Source organism: uncultured Methanobrevibacter sp. (genome assembly GCF_934746965.1).
In the GTDB taxonomy this organism is placed as follows: Archaea; Methanobacteriota; Methanobacteria; order Methanobacteriales; family Methanobacteriaceae; genus Methanocatella.
The window spans coordinates 1-26,145 of record NZ_CAKVFS010000012.1 but is presented as its reverse complement, the minus strand read 5'-3'; the positions used below and the strand labels follow the sequence as shown (position 1 = coordinate 26,145).

26 protein-coding genes are annotated in these 26,145 nt (G+C 28.5%); 11 read left to right on the top strand and 15 right to left on the bottom strand.

Annotated features, from left to right (window positions below; all coding sequences use genetic code 11):
* Positions 1–101 precede the first annotated feature (101 nt).
* The 3 genes from Q0984_RS08665 to Q0984_RS08655 all read right to left on the bottom strand — a co-directional run bounded on the left by Q0984_RS08665 (position 102) and on the right by Q0984_RS08655 (position 8,160).
* On the bottom strand, positions 102–4,625 hold the full coding sequence (locus Q0984_RS08665; RefSeq protein WP_299526553.1) for a transglutaminase domain-containing protein: 4,524 nt from the start codon (positions 4,623–4,625) through the stop codon (positions 102–104).
* Between the two features lie 408 nt (positions 4,626–5,033).
* Positions 5,034–6,689 (bottom strand): thermosome subunit alpha, encoded by a 1,656-nt coding sequence (gene thsA, locus Q0984_RS08660; protein WP_299526551.1) that lies wholly within the window; start codon positions 6,687–6,689, stop codon positions 5,034–5,036.
* 247 nt (positions 6,690–6,936) lie between these two features.
* On the bottom strand, positions 6,937–8,160 hold the full coding sequence (locus Q0984_RS08655; RefSeq protein WP_299526548.1) for an FprA family A-type flavoprotein: 1,224 nt from the start codon (positions 8,158–8,160) through the stop codon (positions 6,937–6,939).
* Between the two features lie 371 nt (positions 8,161–8,531).
* Here Q0984_RS08655 and Q0984_RS08650 point away from each other — a divergent pair, with 371 nt between their 5' ends.
* Genes Q0984_RS08650 through Q0984_RS08640 form a run of 3 tightly spaced genes read left to right on the top strand, consistent with a single transcriptional unit; the run spans position 8,532 to position 9,828 of the window.
* Positions 8,532–8,687, top strand: coding sequence for a hypothetical protein (locus tag Q0984_RS08650; protein WP_299526546.1), 156 nt, complete (start codon positions 8,532–8,534; stop codon positions 8,685–8,687).
* A gap of 39 nt (positions 8,688–8,726) precedes the next feature.
* Positions 8,727–9,185 (top strand): hypothetical protein, encoded by a 459-nt coding sequence (locus Q0984_RS08645; protein WP_299526542.1) that lies wholly within the window; start codon positions 8,727–8,729, stop codon positions 9,183–9,185.
* A gap of 1 nt (position 9,186) precedes the next feature.
* Positions 9,187–9,828 (top strand): DUF116 domain-containing protein, encoded by a 642-nt coding sequence (locus tag Q0984_RS08640; RefSeq protein ID WP_299526539.1) that lies wholly within the window; start codon positions 9,187–9,189, stop codon positions 9,826–9,828.
* On the opposite strand, the gene Q0984_RS08635 is transcribed toward Q0984_RS08640, so the two are convergent.
* The 4 genes from Q0984_RS08635 to Q0984_RS08620 are packed head-to-tail and all read right to left on the bottom strand — an operon-like array spanning position 9,825 to position 12,833.
* A complete protein-coding gene (locus tag Q0984_RS08635) occupies positions 9,825–10,025 on the bottom strand; it encodes a hypothetical protein (RefSeq protein WP_299526536.1) in 201 nt (66 codons plus the stop codon). The two genes, Q0984_RS08640 and Q0984_RS08635, sit on opposite strands and share 4 nt — an antisense overlap.
* Before the next feature lies 1 nt (position 10,026).
* On the bottom strand, positions 10,027–11,229 hold the full coding sequence (gene hmgA, locus Q0984_RS08630) for a hydroxymethylglutaryl-CoA reductase (NADPH) (protein ID WP_299526533.1): 1,203 nt from the start codon (positions 11,227–11,229) through the stop codon (positions 10,027–10,029).
* A complete protein-coding gene (gene sucD / locus Q0984_RS08625; protein ID WP_299526530.1) occupies positions 11,230–12,090 on the bottom strand; it encodes a succinate--CoA ligase subunit alpha in 861 nt (286 codons plus the stop codon). It abuts the gene before it with no gap.
* A 17-nt stretch (positions 12,091–12,107) separates the two neighbouring features.
* The gene (locus Q0984_RS08620) at positions 12,108–12,833 is read right to left on the bottom strand and encodes a hypothetical protein (protein ID WP_299526527.1); all 726 of its coding nucleotides are present in this window, start codon (positions 12,831–12,833) and stop codon (positions 12,108–12,110) included.
* Positions 12,834–13,118: 285 nt separating this feature from the next.
* On the opposite strand from Q0984_RS08620, the gene aroD reads away from it, so the two are divergent.
* Positions 13,119–13,793, top strand: coding sequence for a type I 3-dehydroquinate dehydratase (gene aroD, locus Q0984_RS08615; protein WP_299526524.1), 675 nt, complete (start codon positions 13,119–13,121; stop codon positions 13,791–13,793).
* Between the two features lie 9 nt (positions 13,794–13,802).
* Positions 13,803–14,414 carry a S24/S26 family peptidase gene (locus tag Q0984_RS08610; RefSeq protein ID WP_299526521.1) on the top strand — a complete coding sequence of 204 codons (612 nt, stop codon included), beginning with the start codon at positions 13,803–13,805 and terminating at the stop codon, positions 14,412–14,414.
* A 27-nt stretch (positions 14,415–14,441) separates the two neighbouring features.
* On the opposite strand, the gene Q0984_RS08605 is transcribed toward Q0984_RS08610, so the two are convergent.
* Positions 14,442–14,780 (bottom strand): P-II family nitrogen regulator, encoded by a 339-nt coding sequence (locus Q0984_RS08605; protein WP_299526518.1) that lies wholly within the window; start codon positions 14,778–14,780, stop codon positions 14,442–14,444.
* 12 nt (positions 14,781–14,792) lie between these two features.
* The gene (locus Q0984_RS08600; protein WP_299526515.1) at positions 14,793–16,010 is read right to left on the bottom strand and encodes an ammonium transporter; all 1,218 of its coding nucleotides are present in this window, start codon (positions 16,008–16,010) and stop codon (positions 14,793–14,795) included.
* A gap of 264 nt (positions 16,011–16,274) precedes the next feature.
* Between Q0984_RS08600 and Q0984_RS08595 the strand changes: the two genes are divergently transcribed.
* From Q0984_RS08595 to Q0984_RS08570, 6 genes are read left to right on the top strand one after another with little or no spacing between them, the layout of a single operon-like run.
* Complete coding sequence (locus Q0984_RS08595) at positions 16,275–16,589, top strand: hypothetical protein (RefSeq protein ID WP_299526512.1); 315 nt, start codon at positions 16,275–16,277, stop codon at positions 16,587–16,589.
* 4 nt (positions 16,590–16,593) lie between these two features.
* Complete coding sequence (locus tag Q0984_RS08590; RefSeq protein ID WP_299526509.1) at positions 16,594–17,820, top strand: HD domain-containing protein; 1,227 nt, start codon at positions 16,594–16,596, stop codon at positions 17,818–17,820.
* A 9-nt stretch (positions 17,821–17,829) separates the two neighbouring features.
* Positions 17,830–18,378 carry a UbiX family flavin prenyltransferase gene (locus Q0984_RS08585; protein WP_299526506.1) on the top strand — a complete coding sequence of 183 codons (549 nt, stop codon included), beginning with the start codon at positions 17,830–17,832 and terminating at the stop codon, positions 18,376–18,378.
* Between the two features lie 2 nt (positions 18,379–18,380).
* On the top strand, positions 18,381–18,944 hold the full coding sequence (cbiT, locus tag Q0984_RS08580) for a precorrin-6Y C5,15-methyltransferase (decarboxylating) subunit CbiT (protein ID WP_299526503.1): 564 nt from the start codon (positions 18,381–18,383) through the stop codon (positions 18,942–18,944).
* A gap of 21 nt (positions 18,945–18,965) precedes the next feature.
* Positions 18,966–19,721 (top strand): hypothetical protein, encoded by a 756-nt coding sequence (locus tag Q0984_RS08575; RefSeq protein ID WP_299526500.1) that lies wholly within the window; start codon positions 18,966–18,968, stop codon positions 19,719–19,721.
* An 11-nt stretch (positions 19,722–19,732) separates the two neighbouring features.
* Positions 19,733–20,347, top strand: a complete 615-nt coding sequence (locus tag Q0984_RS08570) for a molybdenum cofactor guanylyltransferase (RefSeq protein ID WP_299526497.1) — start codon at positions 19,733–19,735, stop codon at positions 20,345–20,347.
* Here the strand turns inward: Q0984_RS08570 and rrp42 are convergent.
* The 6 genes from rrp42 to Q0984_RS08540 all read right to left on the bottom strand — a co-directional run.
* A complete protein-coding gene (gene rrp42, locus Q0984_RS08565; protein ID WP_299526494.1) occupies positions 20,344–21,132 on the bottom strand; it encodes an exosome complex protein Rrp42 in 789 nt (262 codons plus the stop codon). The two genes, Q0984_RS08570 and rrp42, sit on opposite strands and share 4 nt — an antisense overlap.
* 1 nt (position 21,133) lies before the next feature.
* A complete protein-coding gene (gene rrp41, locus Q0984_RS08560) occupies positions 21,134–21,838 on the bottom strand; it encodes an exosome complex exonuclease Rrp41 (protein ID WP_299526556.1) in 705 nt (234 codons plus the stop codon).
* A 24-nt stretch (positions 21,839–21,862) separates the two neighbouring features.
* Entirely contained in the window at positions 21,863–22,756 is an 894-nt protein-coding gene (gene rrp4, locus Q0984_RS08555) for an exosome complex RNA-binding protein Rrp4 (RefSeq protein ID WP_299526492.1), read from the bottom strand.
* 30 nt (positions 22,757–22,786) lie between these two features.
* Positions 22,787–23,488, bottom strand: coding sequence for a ribosome assembly factor SBDS (locus Q0984_RS08550; protein WP_299526490.1), 702 nt, complete (start codon positions 23,486–23,488; stop codon positions 22,787–22,789).
* 27 nt (positions 23,489–23,515) lie between these two features.
* Positions 23,516–24,256: an archaeal proteasome endopeptidase complex subunit alpha gene (gene psmA / locus Q0984_RS08545; RefSeq protein WP_299526487.1), complete on the bottom strand. Its 741-nt coding sequence runs from the start codon at positions 24,254–24,256 to the stop codon at positions 23,516–23,518.
* A gap of 322 nt (positions 24,257–24,578) precedes the next feature.
* A partial coding sequence (locus Q0984_RS08540; RefSeq protein WP_299526484.1) for an Ig-like domain-containing protein occupies positions 24,579–26,145 on the bottom strand: 1,567 nt, incomplete at its 5' end.

Below are 26,145 nucleotides of genomic sequence, written 5' to 3'. Positions count from 1 at the left end.
TTTTATCAAAACGAAATTTCGTCTGTAAAAAAATTCAAAATCAAATAAGCCTATAAAATTTTACAGACTCAAAAAAAGAAAAATTAACTCAAAAAATTGAGTTAATAAGGTAAAACATCATAAGTTCCCCTATCAGTGTAAGAATTAACATTCCAGTTATTAATTACACCTAAAGAGTTTCTAGTACTTGTTGGATCAGCAGCAACCCATTTTCCACCAATATTAAATTGAACCCATACATGACCAACATTTAATCCACTTGAAAAGTGACAATATCCAGTAGCAAATCTAGCAGTTAATCCAACTGATCTAGCCATAGCCACCAATAATTGTGATTGATCACAACAATTTCCATAACCTTTAATTAAAGTACCTTCAGCACCATAAACTGTATTATAATATAATTTTCCAGTACCATAAGCCCCATATTTAATATTATCTCTAACAAACTTGAATAATGCATTTGCTTTATCCCATTCAGAAGTTAAACCTACAACTAATGATTTAGCTTTATCAGCAACATTAGCTGATGCACCAGAGTCCATAGTATTATTAATTAATACCATATTAGGCAATGTTTTACTATTTTGAGAATAATAAGTCAATATTCTAGAGAATGAATCTAACAATTCAGAATAACTTATTTTACCAACACTAGAAGATGCATAATTAGGAGCTTGACCATTATCAATAATAAATTGAGCAACCCTATATGCTACATCCAAATATTCTGTCTTATTAATATTTTTATTTATTATATCTCCATTTGGAGTACCTGGATTACCTACACTAACAACAGAGATATTTCCTAAATTACCATCATTAATATTTGCAATAGCTTTACTCATCAAATATAAAAATTGTGGTAAATTATACTGTTCATCATCCATTACTACATATCCAGGTAATGCATTATTTGCTTTAATATAATCTTTTAAATATTTAGCTGCAGATAATATAGAATTTATAGATATACTATCTCCTGATTTACCTGAAGATTCAGGAATACTTTCAGTTAACCTAGTTAACATTATAGTTGAAGAAGTAATTTTTTCTTTTCCAGAAACCCCACAATAATCTGCATCACAATAAGCACATGTAAGTTCACCTTCAGCAGTACCCTTTGGATTAACTAATAAAGTTCCATAATAATTACAATGAGGACAATAATTTAACCACATCGTAGTATAGAATATATTAGACTTATAAGAAGTACCTCCAGCACTTAATTTCATTGTAACTGTTAAAGAGTAATTATCTAATAAATTTGTAACAAATACAAAGTTAGGTAGTGCACTATTAGAATAATGATATGCTAAAGTCCTTGAATATGCATAAATTAAAGATTCATACTTAATATCACCTAATGTACTTGAAATATTACTTGGAGCTACACCTTTAGTATACATATAGTTAGCTAATGATTGAGCTAATGATAAGAATTCAGATTTAACTAATTGTTTATTAATTACAGCACCTGAAGTTTTAGAAGGATCATTAACTAAAATTGCTTTAATAGCACTAGAATTACCATTACCTAATCCTCCAGTAGCTTTTACCATCAAATATAAAAATTGAGGCATTGTGTAATTTGAATTACCAACACTTATATATTTTGGCAATATACCATTAGCTTCAATATACTTTTTTAAATTTGCAGCTCCTTTTGAAATATCAGTTATGGAAACTGAACTTCCCTGAGAAGGGGTGATATGGTAAGTATCTAACTTATTAAAGTCAATAAAGTTAGTTACACCCCATCTAAACATCATGACACCACTTGCACCAGCATTATAAGCTGTTTGAGCATCATTAAATAATTCTGAAACTGGTAATTTAGTTACATTACTATCAGAAGCATATGTCTGTAAACCTACCCATATTGCAGCACCATTTGAAGTTTCAACAAACCACTGAGTAATTGAGGAAATCCAACTAGTTCCAGATTTATAATTTCCTTTATAAACCATTGGGACAATAACATCCAAATATTTACTAAGAGTAGATATATCCTGACCATAATAATAAATATCATTCTTTTCAGGCATTACAGCTGCAGAAACTACACAATTCGGATTAATAGCATGAATCGCACTTGAAGCTAATCTTGCAAATTCATTAATAGCTTCAGTTCCACCGGGATGCTTATATGCAGTACCAGGATATCTTAAGTAATCTAAATGAATACCTGCAACACCTGGAAGTGAAGCATATTTCTTAGCTTCAGCAATCTTACTATTAAATAATTCAGTATTCATTGATCCATCATCATTTAATGGAGAAAGCCATCCACCATTATAAAATACTTGCATCCAAATATGAACTTTAATACCTTTTGAATTAGCTTGTTTAATCCATGATAAAACACTAGATTGACTAAATTTAGTGAATGCATAATAATTTAAGAAAATAACACCTGTTCCAGAAGATGCTAAACTATCTAAATTTACATTATACATATCACCTGCCCAAAGCCAATATCCATTACCATTATCAATATATTTAGTTATTACAATTAAAGCACCGTCTTCACAGCCTAAATAATTATTATTACCTGCAAATTTATAAGAAATTTCATATTGACCAACAGTACTTAAATTAATAGTTAAACTAGCAATACCTTTAGCATCAGTAGTTCTATTATACTTCATACCATTAATACTAAATGTAACAATTTCATTAGCTAAAGAATTTCCTTCACCATCTTTAAGTAAGACTTTAAATGAATCTTTAGAATTTTGAGAAAATACAGTAGTACTATTAATACTAAATGCTGAATTTTTTCTATTTACAACTATACAATATGCACTACCATTACTTGGAGATAATTTAGAATCACCTTTAAATGCATAAGTAATATAATATGTACCAATATCTAAATTAATAGTTAAACTAGCTATACCTTTATCATTAGTGGTTCTAGTATAATTTACACCATTAACGCTAATAGTTATATCTTTATTAGGTAATGGAACACCGCCTGCAGTTAATAATACATTGAATTTTTGACCTGCTCCTTTACCTACTTCTATATTATCACCATAAATAACAGTTGAAGTAACATTTATTACAGCAAGTTTAATAGTTTGAGTAGTTTTTACATAACCTGTACCATTAAATGTATAAGTCATATCATATAATGCAGGATCTAAATTAATATTTAACTTAGCAACTCCTTTTTCATCAGTTACCCTAGAGTAAGTTACACCATTTACATTAAAGTAAACAACTTTATTAGCCAATACTTTTCCATCTTCATCTTTTAGTATAACTGAAAATGAATTACCTTTTACAACAACATTTTCAGGGACTGTAAATGATACCTTCTTACCTTCAACTACATTAATAGTATTTGATGATTTAGATTCCAAATACCCATTATTCTTATTAAAAGTATAAGTTGCACTATACTTACCTGGAGCATTTAATTTAATATTGAATTTAACTACCCCATTAGCATTAGTTGTATTTGAATATGTAACACCATTAATACTAAGAGTTACACTTTGATTAGGTACTACATGATTAAATTGATCATATAATACTGCACTTATAATTTTATTATCTTCAATTACAAAATCATATTTTTGTGTTTTAATATTAGTACTAACTACATTAACTACAGTAACTTTATTACCTACTTGATATTTATCACCAGGATGTATAGCAGTTAATATGAATACTCCAGGATCAAGATTAATATTAAGTCTAGCTACACCACTACCATTAGTAGTACGTTTATAAAACACACCATTAATATTAAAAGTAACATCAGTATTAACCAACGGAGTACCATCACCATTCAAGAAAGTAGCATAATACTGATTTCCATCCCTACATAATTTACTTAAATCACTACTTATAATAGTAGGTAATACTTTAACAATATTTGAAGTTTGATACCCGCTAACAGGATGTATAGCAGTTATTATATACTCATTTGGACGAAGATTAATATTAAGTCTAGCTACACCACTACCATTAGTAGTACGTTTATAAAACACACCATTAATATTAAAAGTAACATCAGTATTAACCAACGGAGTACCATCACCATTCAAGAAAGTAGCATAATACTGAGTACCATTAACATAATATTTAACAATATCTTTACCATAAATAGTAGGCAATACATTAACCTCAGAAGTAGTACTTGCTGAAGCATAACCATTAGTTCCAGTATAAGTTACATTAACTAAATATTTACCTGAATTCAAATTTAAAGCTAATGAAGCTATACCATTATTATCAGTAGTCCTATTATAAGATACACCATTAATTATAATATTAATAGATTGATTAACCAATCCATTTCCGTTTTCATCAGTTAAATTAATTGTGAACCTAGTACCATTTTTATAATACATTTCGACACTAGGAGCATCTAAATGAACAGCTTTAGTGTTACTTTTAGTATCTCCAACAACATTAGTTTCTTCAATAATATTATTAGAAGATAAACTATAATCTTGTAATCCATCAATTGAAATAGAATCATCACTAGCTGTTACAACTGTAGAATTTGAGTCAACAGTATTGACATCAATTGCAGAAATTGTACTGACTGATAAAAATACAGCAAGAACCATTAATGCAATAATCAGCACACGTTTTTTCAAAATCATTTACCTCCATTAAATTTAATTTAACTATAAAATTAAAAAAATTATTATTCGCAATTAATAATATTAAGAATATGGTATATAAATCTATTTATTTAATAAAACAAATTAAATAGCTTTAATTCATGAAATTAACTATTAAAATCCACCAATATTACAAAAATAATGAAAATTACATTGATTTAAACGATAATAACTTAAAATTACAATAAGTAATATTTTAAGTTAAATAAGATTATGAAATTATAAATTATAATTAAAATCCAGTTTAAACTAAAATAAAGAAACATAGGATTTATAAAAACTAAAAACATAAATCTAAGTTAAATTACAGAAAAAAACAATGAATAAAAACTATTAAAACAAAAAATAAGAACAAAAAATAAAAAATAAAAAAAGATGTAAATAATTTTACATCATAGGTGGCATTCCACCCATACCTCCAGGCATTCCACCCATTGGAGGCATTCCACTATTATCATTTCCAGATTCATCAGGACCTGCAGAGTTTAATGCATTTTTAGCTGCAATCATATCATCAATACGTAATATCATTTCAGCAGCCTCACTTGCAGCTTGAATAGCTTGTGTTTTAATTCTAAGTGGTTCAATAACACCTGCTTCTTCCATATCAACAAGTTTACCAGTAAATACATTAATACCAATAGTTGCTGAATCTTCATGAGCTGCTTTTAATTCTGCAATTAAATCAATAGTATCTAAACCTGCATTTTCAATTAAAGTTCTTGGAATAACTTCAATAGCATTAGCATAAGCTAAAATAGCTAATTGTTCTCTTCCACTTACAGATTCACCATAAGCTCTTAATGCTTTTACAAGATCAATTTCACAAGCTCCTCCACCAATAAGAACTTTACCATCTTCAATAGTAGCTGCAACAACACCTAAAGCATCATCTAATGCCCTACTAATTTGTTCAGTTACATAGCGAGTACTTCCTCTAAGTACAATAGAAGATGCCTTTGGATTTTCACAATCTTCAATGAAAGTTAAATTATGATCAAATATTTTGTCAACATATACATGACCTGCAGAACCTAATTTATCAGCAGTTAAATCTTCAATATCAGTTACATATTTAGCACCAGTAGCTTTGTTGATTCTTTCCATATCAGATTTTTTAACCCTTTTATAAGCCATAATTCCTGCTTTATTTAAGTAATGTTGTGCCATGTCATCAATACCTTTTTGACAGAATAAAACATTAGCTCCAGAATCTACAACTTTATTTACTAAATCTTTAATCATTTCTTCTTCATTGTTTAAGAAAGCTTCAAATTGTGCAGGATCAGTGATATCAATTTTAGCATCAGTGTTAATTTCTTTTAATTCAATAGGATATTTAATTAAAGCAATTTTAGCATCTTCAACATCAGTAGGCATGTTTTTTGATACTGGATCTTTATCCATGACAATTCCTTCAGCTAAGAATGAATCTTCTACTGCATCTCCAGAAATTCTTTGAATATTAATATTATCAATATCAATTTCACCATCTTCAGCTATTCTTAAAGCTGCATCTACCACTAAATCAGCTAATTTATCTTTAGCATAATCTGAACCTTTACCTGTCATAGCAGTCATAGCTACTTTTTTAAGAGTTTCTCTATCATCTGCATCAATAGCTACATTATTTAAGATTTCAATAGCTTTAGCAGCTGCATTTCTGTAACCTTTTACAATAACAGAAGTTGCAATTCCATCTTCTAATAATTCTTGAGCTTTAACTAATAATTCTCCAGCTATTACAACAACAGAAGTAGTTCCATCTCCAACAATATCTTCTTGTTTTTTAGCTGTTTCTACAAGCATTCTAGCAGCTGGTTGAGTAATATCCATTTCCCTCATTATAGTTGCACCATCATTAGTAACAATAACATCACCTAATGAATCAGTCAACATTTTATCCATTCCTTTAGGACCAAGAGTAGTTCTTACAATATCTTTTAAAACTTTAGCTGCTGTAATATTCATTCTTAAAGCATCCCTTTTAGAATATCTTTCAGTTCCTTCAGGAAGAATAAATATTGGTTGATTTGCCATCATATCACCTTAATTAATAAATTTATATAAAAAAATAATATAAAATCAAAATGTTTTATATATTTATAATGAGTTTGAGGTTATATAAAAACTTTAGCATACCACTTAGCACATCATATAAAAAAAAGTATTGCAAAATATTTTAAAAATAAAAAGTTACATTATAAATAGCTGGAGCTATAAATCAATCAAAATAAAATATAAATAAATATAAACGTTTTTAAAAAAAAAGTATAAAGAAGAATAAGTTTTATTCCTCTTTTAATGATTTAGCTAATTTTTTACCTAATTCATAACATTCTTCTAAAACATCATCATTAGGTATGAAAATAGTATCAAATTGATCAACAACATCAAAACCTGCTGCTTCTAAATCTGCACTCATTTTTTTATTAGCTCCTCCACCCCATCCTTTAGAACCAAATACAACTGCTTTTTTAGTATATCCTGTTGCTTTAAAGTTAAGAGCATCTAAATAATACATAATATCCCCAATACTTGGATATGCTTTATTCATAATTGTAGGTGCTCCTAAACAAATTGCCTTACTATCTAATACATCAGTTACAACATCACTTCTATCATCTTCATGCAAGAAGTACATTTTAACTTCAAAATTTTCAGACATAATTCCTTCTGCAATAGCTTGAGCCATTTTTTGAGTTGAATGATGCATAGTGTCATAAATTAAAGTTACTTTATCTTTACATTCACCATTAGCCCATTCATTGTATTTATTAATAATTAAAGAAGGATCTTTGATTATTTGACCATGAGAAGGTGCAATCATTTTAACTTTACTAACTAAATCTAAATCAGTTAATTCTTTCATTTTATTATTATACATTAAAGAAGAATTAACAACTAAATTAGCATAGAATTTTTGTGCATTTCTTAATAAGAACTTTTCATCAACTTCATCGCTAAATCTTTCACTTAAACAAATATGTTGACCAAATGCATCATTAGAGAATAATATCCCATTTTCAACCAATAGTGTAAACATACTGTCTGGCCAATGAAGCATAGGTGCATTTACAAATGCTAAGGTTTTTCCACCTAAATCTAAACTATCTCCAGTTCCAACAACATTAAATTCAAAATTTTTTAAAGAAGGTAAATGATTTTTTAACCCATTTACAGCCATTTGTGAACAGTAAACTTCAACATCTGGGAATTTTTTAACAAATTCTGGAAGTGAACCACTATGATCATTTTCTATGTGGTTTTGAATAACAACATCAATTTTAAATTCTCTTCCTTCTTGTTCAAATGCATCTTTTACTCTGCCCCATAACTGTGCAGATGTTCCAGGATATACATTATCAATTAGAGCCACTTTATCTTCACCAAATACTAAATAACAATTATAAGTAGTTCCATTTAAGCTATAACCATGATAATCTCTTAAATCCCAATCTAATACACCGACCCAATATACTCCATCAGTAATTTTAGTAGCGTTTGCTTTCATGAAAAATCACCTTTAAATAATTTTATCAAATGGTAATTTGTTCGTAATTATATTAATAATTATTGGAACAATTCAAATACTAAATAGCCCCCAATACTCCTAAAAATTAAAAATAACATAAATTAATACAATATCAACAATTGAAAAATTATTATTTAACAATACCACATTAATCACAGTTAAATTCATGATAACATATACATAACCCTATTAAAACAAAAGAGTTTTTACACTTTTTACTCATACCAATATCTTAAAAAAATACCAAGTAAACAAAACATCATAATATATTATAAAAGAATTAGAAGAGTAAATAATAAATATAAATATGATACATATATTATATAGATTAAAATAGTAGGTGACTTCGAATGTGTTCTACTGGTGGACCAATGGCAGACATTGATTTAAAAAAATTAAAAACAAAAAAATATAAATGTTTAGATTGTGGAAACACTTTTAAAGGAATTGGTAGGAAAGTAATTTGCCCATCTTGCCAAAGCGACAATGTTGAATGTAAAGAGTAAATTAAATAATTTACTCTATTTTATTTTTTAGGTGATGCTTTGAATATTGATTTTAATAATAATGAAATTCTCTTTTTAGAAGGAGAAACCGGAATAATTGGAATAATAAAAGTAGCCAAAGAAAATAAAATGTTATTCATAGCAACACAAAATAATGAGGAAATTGTGCAATTCTTAGAAAAGGATGATTTAATAGCCATATCTAATTTTAAAAAAGATAAAAGAGCTATTCGAGCACAAGCATACTTAACTCGAGAAGAAAATTCACCAATTGTAATTTTAAATAAAAATCATCCATCTACTAAAAGACTGGATACTGTACTTTCTATAGGAGATAGAATATGTTTAAATTGCAATATAACTCCAGGGACACATCCTGAACAAGATGTTTTATGCTCTTGTGACTCATTATCCGGTTTAGAAATAAATAAAACCAAAACTGGAATCAAATTAAATAAAGAATTTAATAATTATACTATTGAAAAATTTTTAGATTAAAATGAAACTCTTAGACTTTATTTATACATTATTAGGACAAGGAATAATCTTTATAATCATATTAATTATAATATTATTCATAATAGCTATTACATTAGGGAAAATATTACTTAAAAAAAATATAATCCTTTTTCCAAGATTTATTCTATTTGTTGTAGATGTATTCTACTCCCCATTTAAAACAATAGCTAGATTATTAAAGATAGATGATACTATCATCGATAATATAAGCATAGAAGTTAGAAATGATGCAAATAAAGAAAAATTTAAAAAAATACCTGCTGAAGAAACTTTAATATTCTTACCTCATTGTTTAAGACATAGAGACTGTCAAGCAGCTCTTCAAAAAGAAGGAGTAATTTGTACAGAATGTGGTAAATGTTCTATTGGAGTTATCAAGAAAAAAGCAGATAAATTAGGTTATAATTTATATATTGTTCCAGGATCAAGTTTTGTTAAAAAAATAGCTAAAGAAAACAATTTCAAAGCAATAATTGGAGTAGCTTGTCATGAAGACTTGAATCAAATGATGATGTTGCTTTCTGACTTTTGTCCACAAGGAGTTTTACTCTCAAAAACTGGGTGTTTTGAAACAAAAGTAGATATTAAAAAAGTATTTGAAAAATTAAATTCCAAATACTAATCATAATATTTAATAAAATCTAAAGATTCATCTGTTTCACTGAATTCATTGATAAAATCATGCAAATCTTTTATAAATTCTTCTTTTCTTTTATTTAAATCTTTAATTGTAGAATAATCTTTTTTAATAGCTAATTCCATTATAATGTCATCAGTTTCAAGAGTTAACTCTGGATAAAACAGATTTTCACTATCCATTTTATCCTCTTCCAAGTTCTTTATGAGCCCTAGCTAAATGTCCTGCAGCTAATGCACCAATTAATGATAATTCTCCTGCTAAAACAGTAGCTCCAACAATTTCAGCAAATTCTTTAGCTTTATTTGAACCTGCAACACCAAGAATATTTAAACCTTCATTAGCTGTTTCCAAACTTGTTCCACCACCAACAGTAGCTACTGGCACATCAGGTAAATTCACTGAAAAATACAAATCTCCATTTCTGTTTTCAGCTGTTGTAATGCCTATTGATCCTTCTACAACATGAGCTACATCTTGACCTGTTGCTAAAAATATAGCTGCAATCATATTTGCATAATGAGCATTATATGACATGGAAGCAGCAGCTGCAGACCCAATTAAATTTTTAGCAACATTTACTTCTTCAATAGCTTCAGCAGTTGTTTTAAGTTTTTTATTTACTATTTCTTCAGGAATTAAAATATCTGCAACAATACTTTTACCTCTTCCTTCAATCATATTAATTGCAGCAGCTTTTTTATCAACACAAACATTTCCACTTAATGCAATATGTCTTCCATTAGTTTCATTAGCTAATTTATCTAATATTTTTTCTGAAGCAATAGTGACCATATTCATACCCATACTGTCTCCAGTGGAGTAAACAAAACGTGGATAAACATAAGTTCCAACAATTAATATTGGATCAATTTTTAAAAGTTTACCATGTGAAGTAGTAAACTCTGCAATTTCTTTAAGCTCCTTGAAATTATCAGTAAACCATTGTTTAATTTTTAAAGCATCAGATGCAGAAGGTGTTTTAATCACTGGTGCCCTAGTCATAATATCTGAAATAACATGGACATTTACTCCTCCAGAAGCAGTTATGGATGAAGAACCTCTATTAATTGATGCAACAAGTGCTCCTTCAGAAGTAGCTAAAGGAACATAAACTTCCCTATTACAATAATCACCATTAATTTTTAATGGTCCAGCTACACCTACAGGAAGTTGAATTATCCCAATAGGATTTTCAATATTTCTTGCAGATGCTTTTTCCATATCTAAAGAGTAATTAGCCATATGTGATAATTCACAATTAGTTTTCTTTTCTATAAATTCTCTTCTAATATCTGTAGCTTCTTTTGGTGAAACATGTTTATCTACCTGATATAACTTCATTTCACCATTTAATAATTTATCAATAATTTCTTTAGAATTCATTTAAATTGACTTCCTTACTAAATCTACAATTTCAGACGGCATTTTAGCTACACTTACACCAGCATTAGTTAATGCTTTAATTTTACTTTCAGCAGTACCTGAGCTTCCATGAATAATTGCCCCTGCATGTCCCATTCTTTTACCAGGCGGTGCAGTTCTACCTGCAATATATGAAACAATTGGTTTAGATATGTTATCTTTAATAAATTCTGCTGCATTTTCTTCAGCATTACCTCCAATTTCACCAATTAATACAATAGCATCAGTACCATCATCTTCCTCAAATTTTTTAAGAACATCAATATAATTTGTACCAATTACAGGGTCTCCACCAATACCTACACAAGTACTTTGACCAATTCCACCACGAGTAAGTTGGCTGGCTACTTCATAAGTTAAAGTTCCACTTCTTGAGATTACTCCAACATTACCTTCTTCAAAGATATGTGTTGGCATAATTCCTAATTTACCAACTCCTGGAGAAATAATTCCTGGAGTATTAGGCCCTATAACTGTAGTTCCCATTTCTTCAGCATAACTCATTATTTTTAAACTATCATGAACTGGAATATGTTCTGAAATGATAACAACCAAATCTAAATGTTTTATAGATTCGAATGCTGCATCTTTTGCAAATTTTGCAGGTACAAAAATAATTGAAGAATTAACACCAGTTTCTTCTTTAGCTTCTTCAATTGAATTAAAAACTGGAATTCCTAAAAATTCCTGACCTCCTTTTCCAGGAGTTACACCTGCTAAAATATTTGTATTATATTCCAACATTTGTTCAGTGTGAAAAGACCCTTGCTTTCCAGTAATCCCCTGAACTAAACATTTTGTATTATTATCTAATAAAATCATAAAAAAACAACCTCTATTTAACGTAAAATTCTTGTTTTATTTTCAAATGGAACTGCTAAATCAATTACATTTCCATTCATAAAAGCTGTAGCAGAAAATATAACACTACCAGGCAATACATTACAATTTGTGCCTCTTTTAACTAAATATGTATTTTTGTTTCCAAGTGCTGCTCCAATCATTGCACCTGCTACTACACCTACAGATTCTATATTTTCAATAGTAGCTACTACTACAGGATCATCAGTTTCTGGTGAAACATAACCTACTCCAGGGATTCTTTTAGAAGTGGATTCTATTAAATCAGAAACATCAGTCATATTTTTCATACCTTTTGCTGCTTCAATAGCTGAATTAGCTACGTCTCCTACAAATGGTTCCCCACCATAAGTATCAAAACCTAAAATAATCGCATCAGGATACCTATCTTGACGAATACTAGCTTCAGCATATGAAATACCTTCACCTGCAGTATTAGGATCTTGAGAAATACCTGAAAGATCACCTAAATTTTCAGCATTATCTTTTAATATATTGACAATACCTTCATTAACACTTTCAAGTAAATGGTCTTCTACAAATGCACTGACAACAACATCATCTCCAGTCACATTTGTTAAAGCAGCATCCTTAGCTCCTAATGTTTTAAGCTTGTAAAGGTCTGATTCTATATTTTCTACCAATGTAGTACTACAGGATACATCATTTCTAGAAATATCTGCTCCTATAGCTGTAATTTTCAAAATAACACCTTTTATAATTGATTATAAAAATAAATAAAATAATTTTATTTTATTGTTATATATTATATCTCTTATTTAATATATAATTATTGCAAATCTAAGAATTATCAAGAATTTTAGTTATAAAAACTTAAAAATCCCCATAGAACAATTTAACAGCAAAAGTAAAAATTTTATTTTTATTAAAAAATACAATCATTTATATACCATATAACCATATTAACCACATATAATATTTTGAAATTAAAAAAATTAATTAATAACATCACTCAAAAAGATTAAATAATGTATTCACAAACTAAAATAGCAATACCCATTTTCCAGCAAAAAAAAGAAAATGTAATTACAGTAGCTAAAGATTGTATTAAAAAAGGTGCAGATGTACTTGAATTTAGAATAGATGCACTTAATAATCCTAATTTTAAGGATATTAAAGAAATTATTGAAGAAATTAATTTTCCAATGATTGCTACTAATAGAATTACATCTGAAGGTGGGTCATTTAAAGGATCTGAAGAAGAAAGAATTGATATTTTATTAAAATGTGCTCCTTTAGTTGATTATGTGGATATTGAACTTCAAAGTGATGAGAAATACATAAAACAAATCCATGATACTGGAGTTAACACAATTATATCTTATCATGATTTTAATAAAACTCCAGACCTTGATGAAATCATGTATATTGTTGAAAAGGAACAAAAGCTTGGAGACATAGCTAAAGTAGCATTTATGCCTGAAAATTTAGATGATACTTTAAAAATATTAGCTATTCTTTCACATTGTGAAAACACAATAGCTATTTCAATGGGAGACTTAGGTAGTTACACTAGAGTTATGGCTTCTAAATTTGATTCCCCAATTACTTTCGCTGCAGGAACTGATGTAACTGCACCTGGACAAATTGATATTGAAACTATGAAATCATTATTAAATATGGATTTAGATTTTATAGAATAGGTGATTAAAATGGCTAAAAAATGTATTTTAGCTTTTATTATAATATTTATTCTAGCTATTTTTATAGGTATATTTTTAATAGACAATAATTCTGTTGATGTATATATAGATGGTGAAAATATTACAACTTCAACACATAATTCCTTAGGAAATAATATTGATACAGATGCTCTTAACAATGCAATTTGTAATTATACTCTTCAATCAATGAACCAGCCAAATACAAATATAGATACTTTAAAATCAGGAATTAACGATATCTGTTTAAAATATGGTCTTGATACTGATAATATTCATATTGATTCTTCATTAGGTAAAAATAGCATCCCAGTTATATTTCAAGTCGATGGAACTTCAATGGTTCCAACCCTGCAAGATAAACAAGATGTTTTAGTTAATAAAACTCAAAATGTTCATGTAGGCGATATTGTTGTTGCTAATTCTTCTAAGTATGGAAATATAATAAAAAGAGTTGATCAAGTTAATAATAATCAAATTCATCTTGTAAGTGATAATAAAAATGTTGAGATTACCGAAATAAATGGTGTGATATACGAAACAAAAGGAATAAGTACATGGGTTGATTCCAGTGATATTTATGGTGTGGTTATGAAATATTAAAAATAAGGATATATAAGGAAAAGGTGCTTATACAGCACCATCTCCTTCTTCACCAGTTCTAATCCTTATTACATTTTCAATTGGATAAATGAAGATTTTACCATCACCGATGTTACCAGTTTTTGCTCCTTTTTGGATAGCTTTAACAATAGTATCTACACCTTCATCTTTTGTAACAATCTCAATACGTGTTTTTGGGATTAAATCAATACAGTAACTAGATCCCCTGTAAGATTCTTTTATACCTTTTTGACTACCCCTTCCTTTAATTTCAGAAACATTCATACCTTGACAGCCTACCGCAGTAAGCTCATTTTTAACGTCCTGATATTTTTCTTGTCTAATAATTGCAACAATACTTTTCATTTTTAAAACCTTCTAGTTTAAATTGTATGCAGATTCTTCGTGAAGTTTTGCATCTAATCCTGCAACTTCATCTTCATCTTCTACTCTGATACCACCCATAGCTTTGTCAATAACTTTAGCTATTACATAACTTACTACAAATGCATATACAATAGTAACTACTACACTTATTATTTGTATTACAACTTGATATGGGTTTCCATATAATAATCCTGCTGCCTCATTAATATATGGTGCTGCAAAGATACCAGTAGCAATTGCTCCCCATATACCAGACATACCATGTATTCCAAATACATCTAATGCATCGTCGTAACCAAGTTTTGATTTTAAGTAATAAACTGCGAAGTATGATACTAAAGGAGCTACTGCACCAATTATTATTGCTCCAGGAATATCTACAAATCCTGCTGCAGGAGTGATAGCTACTAAACCTGCAACTCCTCCAGATATTGCACCAAGAACAGTTGGTTTACCAACAATAATTGTATCTAATAAAGTCCAAACAATTAAAGCTACTGCAGCTGCAACATTTGATACTAAAATTGCATTTGCTGCAAGACCATTTGCACCTAAACCGGATCCACCATTGAATCCCATCCATCCGAACCATAAAAGAGCTGCTCCTAATACTGCATACCCTAAGTTATGTGGTAATAATGAAATATCTTTTCTTTTACCTAATACCAGTGCAACAGCTAATGCAGAAACCCCTGAATTAATGTGTACAACAGTACCACCTGCAAAATCAAGTGCTCCCATATTCATTAACCATCCTCCACCCCATACCCAGTGAGCAATAGGGATGTAAACAAGACAAGCCCAAATCGGGACAAAAATTACCCAAGCTTTTGTTTTCATTCTTCCAACAACACCACCAGAAATCAATGCTGCTGTTAAACCCGCAAATGCAAGTTGGAACATGACAAACAATAATGTTGGAATAGTTCCATTTAAATCATCAAGCCCAATTCCACTTAAGAAGAAATGAGCTGGACTTCCAATAAATCCTCCTAATGAAGGCGTTCCAAAGGCAAATTGATAACCAAATACAACCCAAATAACACTTATAATTGAAAATGCAATAAATGTTAAAAACATTGTATTTAAGACATTTTTACGTTTACTTAAACCACCATAAAAAAATGCAACAGCAGGAATACTCATTAAAAGTACTAAAAGACTACAAATAAGAATCCAAGCTGTATCTCCTGCGCTAAATATATCCATTATATCTTTTCTCTTTTTAAATAAATTAATAACAATAAATCAAAATTATTTTTTAAGTTTTATGAATTTTGACTAAACGGAAGTCGGAAGTCGGAATCCCTCTTCCGATATATAGTAATTGAACTTAGAAGTATATAAAGGTTTTGGTAAAATCTCAACAAAATATTAATAATACATTAAGATATAAATAAGAATAATTAAACTATAAATTAACAAAATAAAAAAAGTTAGAATTTTAAATTCAAAAAAGAAAAATGTGATATTATGAAAGGGCAAACGAAAGCAAAATTAATTGTGTTTTTTAGTGTTGCAATTATTGCATTTGCTACGAATTCAATAGCTACAACTATTTTCATGATAGAAAATCCAAATGACAATACCTTACCAGCTATTGAAAATGATAATTTCACACCAAGAAAAGTGGAATATGTTCCTACATATATTCCCGAACCTAAAATTATTAATGAAACTAATCTAACTAATAAAACAGACTTAATAAAAGATACAAACATGACCGAAATTTTAAACAATACCAAAAATAATATAAGTAATTTAATTAACGATTACTCAAATTGGTGATCACATGGGTGAAAAAAAGAAATTTATTAGAGATAGTGTCTATGGAGACATTAGCTTAAACAAATTTGAAGAAAAAGTAATGGATACACCTCAGTTCCAACGTTTAAGAAAAATTAAGCAATTAGGATTAATTAATCTAGTTTATCCTGGTGCAAATCACACCCGTTTTGAACATTCAATTGGAACAATGAATCTTGGATCAAAACTATCTAATGAATTAGAATTAAACAATGATGAAATAGAACTCGTTAGAATATCTGCACTACTTCATGACATTGGACATGGTCCATTTTCACATGTATCTGAAGGAGTATTATCTTTTCCTCATGAAAAATTAACAGAATATGTCATATCTAAAACTTCACTAAAAGATGTTTTAGATGAAAAATTTGATATAAATGAAATCAACAGAATAATTTCTGGAGAAGGAAAACTAGGACCAATAGTATCTGGAGAATTAGATGTAGACAGGATGGATTATCTTTTAAGAGATTCATATAATACAGGAGTAGCTTATGGAGTTATTGATTATGAAAGAATAATTTCTAATTTAAAGCTAACTAAAAACTTAGTACTAGATATAAAAGGAGTTCAAGCTGCTGAAGGAGCATTAGTATCAAGATATTTCATGTACCCTAGTGTATATCAACATCATACAACCCGAATTGTTAATTCAATGTTTAGAAGAGGGTTGAAAAAATTAATAGCTTCAAATGAAATAAAAGAAACTGACATGTACAAATATGATGATGTAGATATGGTTAGTATTTATAGAAACAGTGAAAACCCTTTTGTAAAAGATATGATTACTCGACTTGATAACAGAAATTTACTTAAAAGAGTAAAAGTTATTAGGTTAGAAAACTTTAAAAATCCTGAAAGATTATATAAAATTTCACAAGAAACTTTAAGAAAAGCTGAAGAAGAAATAGCTTATGATTTTGATATGGATAAAGACTATGTAACTATTAACATAGCAGAATACCCTCGTTTCGATGAAATGAAAACTCAAGTAAGTGTTGATGGAAAATTATATCCTTTAACTAAAATTTCAAATATTGTTGGAGCATTAAGTAAAGCAAGATTTAATATCCCTGATATTAGTGTTTATGTTCCAAAAGAAGATAAACCAAAATTTGAAAAACTTAAGTTAGAAAATTATCTTGATTTACCTGAAATTAACAAAGAAAAATCTCAGGGCATTCATTACGATCAAATTAAACTATTTTAGGAGAATAAAATGATAGTAGTTGGAATTACTGGAGCTAGTGGAGTAATTTATGGAATTAAATTACTTGAAGCACTAAATAAACTAAATGTTGAAAACAGCTTAATTATAAGCGATGCTGCTAAAACTGTAATAACTCATGAAACAGATGAATCTATTGAAGATATACTTAATTTAACCGATAATTATTATGATTTCAATGATTTAACAGCATCTATTAATAGCGGATCATTTAAATTTGATGGATTAGCTATTGTACCCTGTTCTATGAAAACATTATCTTCAATAGCTAATGGATATGCATCTAACACAATTACACGAGTAGCTGATGTAAGTTTAAAAGAAAGAAGAAAAACAGTTATTGTTCCTCGTGAAACTCCTCTTAGAAGCATACACTTGGAAAACATGTTAAATTTATCAAAAGAAGGAGCTGTAATTTTACCTGCAATGCCTGGATTTTACTCAAATAGTGATACTGTTGATGATCAAATCAATTTTATTGTTGGTAAAATCTTAGATTCTTTAAACATAGAAAATGATATTTATAAAAGGTGGGAATAAAATTGTTAGATGATATGGATTTTATTAAAAGTTGTGAAGTTCCAGGACCTACTAAAGAAGCTATTAGAGCAATTATCTTATACAAATCAAATGTTACATCCAATGATTATGTAGTGGATATTGGTTGTGGAACTGGAGGACTTACCTGTGAATTTGCCCAAAGAGCTAAACAAGTAACTTCAATTGATACAAACCCAGAAGCTATAACTATTACTAAAAAAAATCTAGATAAATTTAACTTAAGTGATAATGTAGAATTAATAAATGATTCTGGAAGTAATGCATTAACAAATATCAATAATATAGATATAGCAATGATTGGAGGAAGTGGCAGAGAACTTGAAGAAATTTTAGATATTGTAGATTCTAAACTAAATCACAAAGGTAGAATCATTATTAGTGCCATTCTTGTTGATACTAAAATAGAAGCTATAAATAAATTAAAAGAATTAAATTATAATCCTAAAATCATAGAAGTTAATATTGCAAAGGGAAGAGTTCTTGATCGTGGAGTCATGATGATGAGTGAAAACCCGATAGCTATTATCAGCGCAAGTAAAAGATAAAAAATTTTTGGAGATCATAAAATGAAAAGAGACTGGAAAATAAAGTTTTCAATATTGATGATTATTGTAGCTATTATTATTTTTGGAACCAATTACCTTGTCTTAAAAGATACACATAGCATTGTTTCCTATATCTGGTTACACATAGGTTTTATTCCTATAGATATCATCATTGTTGCATTTATACTTGAAGACATAATGAACAGAAAAGAAAAAGAAGCTATTTATGAAAAATTAGATATGCTTATCAGTACATTCTTTACTGAAATTGGTAATGAATTAATATACAAATTTAACAGTGAAAATGAATTTAAAACTAGAACCAACTATTTAAAATCTATTCCTAATTGGGATGATGCAGAATACAACAAACAGCTAAAAAAATTAAAAAATGCAAATATTGACTTTAATGTAGATATTAAAGGCGACAAAAGAGCAGAATTTTTAATAAATCTTAAAACATTATTAAAATCCAAAAGAGAATTTTTAATAAACTTAATCAACAATCCCCAATTATTTGAAAAGGAAGAGTTTTCAGGGTTATTAATTTCAATATTGCACCTTGATGAAGAATTAGAACACAGACATGATTTAAATCAGATAACTGATGCTGATTTTAATCATTTAAATGGAGATATTAAAAGGATTTATTCAAAATTGATATATGAATGGATATATTACTTAAAATACCTCAATACTCATTATCCATATATGATTTCATTAATTATCCGTACAAATCCATTTGATGAAAATGCAGATATTCATATAAAAGATTAAGGAAATACATTATGATTAATAAAAAAAAACGTTCTTGTATTCTTTTATGTGGAGGACAAAGTAGAAGGATGGGACAAGACAAAGGATCTATGATTATTCAGAACAAACCTATGATTAATCATGTCCTTTCAACTTTAAATAATGAAATAAATGAAGTTATAATTGTTTTAAACAATAAAGACCGTATTAACAAGTATAAAACTTTCATTAAAAATGAAAATTATAATTATAACATAAAATTCGTTGAAGATGAAATAAAAAATATCGGACCAATGTCCGGACTATTAACTGGATTAAAACATATTACATCAGATTACGGATTAATATTACCTTGTGATAGTCCTTATATAACAAAGAATCTAATTCAAACTATTTTTAATGAAATAGATATAAAATATCAATGTATTGTACCTTACCATGACATTGAAAATAAATTAAAAACTAGCGAACCATTACATTCCATTTATAATAAAAATATAATTCCAGAAATCGAAAACCTAATTTCCAATGACATATTACATATAAAAGGATTGATAAAAAAAATAGATGCAAAGTTTATATTAATAGATAATAAAAAATTATTAAAAAAAGAATTTAGAAATCTTAATCGTCCAACAGACATTTAAAGATATTTAACTAATTCTTTTGTTTTTGAAATTGCTTTATCAACACAATAAAATATATCATCTTTTGTTAATGGTAAATCTCCACCTTTTTGCATAGCGCAGATTCTACCTTCTTTAGTTACTCCAATATTCAAACGAGCACTAGCTACTTTTTCTTCATTTAAAGTGGGATCCAATATTAATTTATCAGCTATTTTAACAAAAGTACACATACTTAACTCATTATTAATAGGTAAATCTATTGTGTTTTCTTTATCAAGTACTACTTCATCATCAACAATAGATGCAGACGGTAATTTAGTACTTTTTAAAGCAGCCATTACTGCAAGTTCACAAGCATCAAAAAGGTTTCCACAGTTATCTATAATATGTAAATCAATAAACAACATCCAGACATGTTTACCTTCCTCAACACAAAGTTTATCCAAATCAACCAATTCACTTTCACGAATTCCCCTATCAACAACACGTGCAAGTTCAATTGAGTCTTCACTTGGTGGTCCTGGTTCAAAAGTAGGATCAGCCATTGGTAACATTTCACAATTAGTCATTAAAACTCCCAAATCTGGAGTATCTGGAAATGGAGCTCCAATTTGTGGTTTAATACCAACAATAACTTGAGTATCACCTATTTTAACTCTTGCAGAACCTTCAGCTTTAGAGATCACATTAGTTTCAATAGAAATATTCCTATATTCATCAAGAGCTCTACCATCTTCTCTTTTATCATTAATAGCAAGATTAGTTATACTTTCTTTTGTAATTTCAGGTACAATTTCAACCATATTAATCACTCATCTCAGCAGAATATTTTTTCATCAAAGCTTCTTTTTGGATTTCATTTACTTTTCTACATCCTTCCATAGCTAAATCAATTGCTTTTTCAAATTCTTCTTGAGATAAATCACCATCACTTTGTAATAAAGTAATTTCACCAGTTCTTGGCATCATAGCTATAGGAACATCCGCCTGACCTTCTTTATCTTCAACTTCAGATAAGTCTAGAACAATTTCATCATTTACTTTACCTGCAGCACAACCTACAACAATATCTTTCATAGGTATTCCTGCATCAACAAGTGCAACAGAAGCTGCAGTAATTCCAGCACAACGTGTTCCACCTTCAGCTTCAATTACTTCTATATAAATATCTATCATTGATCTTGGATAATTTTCTAACATTAAAGCTGGTCTTAATGCATCTGCAGTAATTTTAGAAATTTCAGAAGATCTCCTATCTGGACCAGGTCTTTTTCTATCATCAACAGAAAAAGGAGCCATGTTATATCTACATCTTATTACACCAGTGTTCGGTTCAAGTAATCTTCTAATATAAGATTCCCTAGGACCATACACTGCTACTAAAATCTTATTTCCACCAACTTCCAAATAAGCAGACCCATCTGCACGTTCAAGAACTCCTACTTCAATTTTTATAGGACGTAACTCATTATACTTCCTACCATCCTCTCTTATCATTTCAGACATTATATCAACCTCATAATCACCCAAGAACTACCTATTATTCAATATAAAAGAATTATTAGAATTATTACCATAAGACAAAGGTTTATCTTTTTTATTTTTCTTTTTTAATTCTTCAAATACTTTATAAAAATCCATACTGTCTTTTTTAGACTGTTCTTCTTTTTCTTCTTGCTCTAATTCTTCTTTGAAATTTTGAAGCTTAGGTTTTTCTAACTCTTCATAATCATCATATTCCTCTTCTTGAGGCAATTCGCCATCAATAGCTAAATATAATTTATTTTTAACTTTATTTGTTAAACCAGAAGTATGAGCTTCAGCTTCAATCATTTGAATGATGTTTTTAGTAAGTTGTTCCATGTTTTCTTCGCCTTTAATCCAAACAAGCCCATTTTGACCAACAACAATTTTACAATTAGTTTTATCTTTAATCATGTTAATCATAGAGCCTTTTTTACCGATTAATCTAGGAACTTTAGTTGGAGTAATATTTACAATAATTCCTCCTTTAAACTTACCCATTCCCCGACCTTTTAAACCGAGTTTGACTTTTTTAACTTCATCAACATCAACAACTCTTAAAAATAGAACATCCCCAACATCAAATACTTTGTTGAGTTCTTTTTTTTCTCTTCCAAACACTTCAAAAGCAGGCAATATTCCAGAATATGGTGAATTAATATCTACATCCCACATTGAGAATCTGACATCTTTAATTTTACCAATAACAACATCTCCTTTTTTAGGAACATATTTACTTTTAAGAGGAATAACTCTAATTTTTTTATTCCTTAAAGAAACTAGTCCTATTAAAGAAGAACAAATATTATTGCCCTCTTTAAAGGTACCTCTTCCTGAATAATATTCATCATCTGCTAATATTTCTCCAGGAATAACTAAATCTTTATTTTCCACATATATCATATAAATCCCATAAGTTGAAAATTAATTTAATTATTTAATAGTTTTTGTTTCTGCTTCACCACTTGAAATTTCGGCCATTTTAGCGGCGAAATCATCTTGAAGACCTCCAGGCATCTCAATAATACCAATCCAAGACCCATCTTGTTGCCATTCCTCATTAAGAATTTCACCAAAATGATGGATTGCAGAGTATGCTCCACCTGCTGAAGAACCTGGAAGGCGAACAGCTACTTTAACTTTTTCAAACCTAATTGGAATAAGTGGTTTAATAGCTTTTAAGGCTGTTTGTACTTGTTGATCAACTGAAATAAAAGGATCAAATTTAACTTTAGCTTCATTAACAGCATTTTCAATCCTTTGAACAGGATGAGGAAGACCTGATTGAGGATTAATAGCTTCTCTAGAAATTTTATTAATAACAAGTCTTCTCTTATCCTTTTGCATTTGTCTTTTTTGTTCAGCAGTTAATTGAACATGTCCTTTTTCAAGTATAACTTTAGAAACTTCAATAGGATCTGTAGTTTCAAATATTTTAAGCATAGCTTCTTCAGAAGCCTTATCTCCTTTTTTAGAGTCCTTAAAAATTTCTTCAACAGCTAGAAGATCTTCAATGGCAACATCCTCCCCATCAGGATTCCTAAATTCAGCGGCCAAATCTGCGTCAACCAATATTTCAAAATGTTCTCCACAATATTCATATTTAGCTATAATTGCCTCATCTACATTTACCATTGTAAAAACTCCTAACTAATCAATTATTTATTCTTCACTTTCATCTTCACTAATTACTTCATCAATATAAGCTTGAACTTCATCTTGAGAAAGTTTAGTGTATTTTTCATCATCACATTTAATAACAGCAATTTCAACATTTTTTGCAGTGGTTTCATGTTCAGTTGCTTCATTAATTGCTTGTAAAGCTAAATTAATAGCATTATCTAAAGACATGTCATTTTCATATTTTTCTTCAAAAATATCCATAGCTGCAGATCTACCTGATCCAATAGCAGTTGCTTTATATTCAATTAATGCCCCACTAGGATCTGTTTCAAATAATCTGCAAACACCATCATATACTCCACCAATAATCAAAGCAGAACCAAATGGCCTTACTCCACCGTTTTGAGTATACATTTGTAACATATCACATAATTTTTTAGATAAACTATCTACTCTAATAGGTTCACTATAAGTAATTTTATTAACTTGGGATTCTACTCTTGCTCTTTCAACTAAAGCTCTAGCATCAGCAACAAGACCTGATGTAGCAGCCCCAATATGTTCATCTATTTTAAATATTTTCTCAATAGATGTAGCTTCAACTAAACTAGAAGTAGTTCTCTTATCAACTGCTAAAACAATTCCTTCACTACATTTAATACCTATTGAAGTAGTTCCTCTTTTAACAGCTTCTCTTGCATATTCAACTTGGAAAAGTCTTCCATCTGGGCTAAATACAGTAATTGCCCTATCATATCCAGCATTTTGTAAAGGTTGCATAACTAATACCTCACATTTTTTAATAATTCATAAATTTAAGTTCAACTACTATAAAAAATACAATTTTAAAAATAAACCAATTCTCCATGAAATGGCATTCTACTACATCAATTTATAATCAATATAGTTTTTTAATCTTTTTTCCATAAATTCAATACATATTTATATAAATATATTATTTATAAACTTTTCTATTTTAAAATAACAAAAAGTTATTAAAATAAATAAAAAGATGAATTTTCCCTAAAAATACCTTTTTTATTAAAATAAACATTAATAGCAATTATTTAAAAAAAAAAGAAAGTAAATATTAAAATTCACTTTAAGAAATAGTTATATTATTTCCAACCTGATAATCATCCCATATAGTAGTTATAATATATTTTCCTTGAATCAAATTAATATTCAACCTAACTATACCATCACCATCAGTAATTTTACTGTAAAATACTCCATTTACATTAAATGTTACATTTTGGTTAAATAATGGAATACCTTGACCATTTAATATAGTTGCTATAAATTTACTACCATCCTGGAACTTCATATCTAAATTATTAGTTAAAACCGTTGGTAAAACAGTTACCCTGTTACCTATTTCCAATCCATCAACAATAGTTGTAATAATATAATGACCTGGTCTTAAATTAATTCCTAAACTAGCTATACCATTTTCATCAGTAATACGTTTGTAAAATACACCATTAATGTTAAAAGTTACTTCTTTATTAATAGCTAAAAATCCATCTTTGTTGTAGACTGTTGCTTCAAATTTAGATTCATTTTTATAGTATTTAGTTAAATCAATAGATTCAATTAAACTTTTCACAGTTATGTCAAATCCTATTTGCTCACCAGTAACTGGATTAATAGCAGTTAAAATATATTCTCCAGGTCTTAAATTAATACTTAATTTAGCTACTCCATCATTATTAGTTTCACGAGTATAAAATATTCCATTGATGTTAAATTGAACTTTAATATTAGTTAATGCTTTTCCATTACTATCTACAAATTTAGCATAGAACTGAGTATCATTTTGATACATTTTAACTAAATCATTAGCTTCGACAGTTGATTTAATTGTTACTATAGAATAAACATAAGTATTATTGAATGTAGTGCATACCTTATACACTCCAGAGTTTAAATTGAGACCTAATGAAGCAACACCATTTTTATCTGTAAGTCTTATATAAACTTTACCATTAATTCTGAACTCAACTTTGACATCACTTATAACATTTCCTTCATCATCATACACAGTAGCTATAAGTCTATCATCTGCACCATAATATTTAACAACATCATGAACGTGTAAATTTGATGTAACTGTTGTATTTATTCCATAATATCTATAATAATTATTATCAGGACAATATGCTTTTACAAAACATTTTCCCATAATTAAATTTGTATAATCAACAGATGCATGACCATGATAATCCGAGAAAATTGTAATATTTTTAACCAACTCCATTTTAGAATTGTAAAATTCAACAATAATAGGAATTCCAATCTCAATAGTTTCATTTTGTCCAGTATTCATTATTCCATTATATCCTCCATAAGTAACATTATTCAAAATAATATTATCTCCCATTATCCCATTAATAAAATACGGACCCCAATTAAAATTGAAAATCAATGTTTTATCATTATTATAAAAAGAAAAATTTGTATTATTCAGTTTATTATTTAAGAATATAGAATCATTAATAATTATTGATTCTGCTGAAATTGGACTATAAATAGCATAATTATTAATAAAAGTAGAATTCCCTATAATAATAACAGAACTATACCTAAGATAAATAAGACGACATCTAGCAGAATTATTAATAAAAGAAGAATCCCCTATAACAGAACTATCCCCAAGATAAATAAAA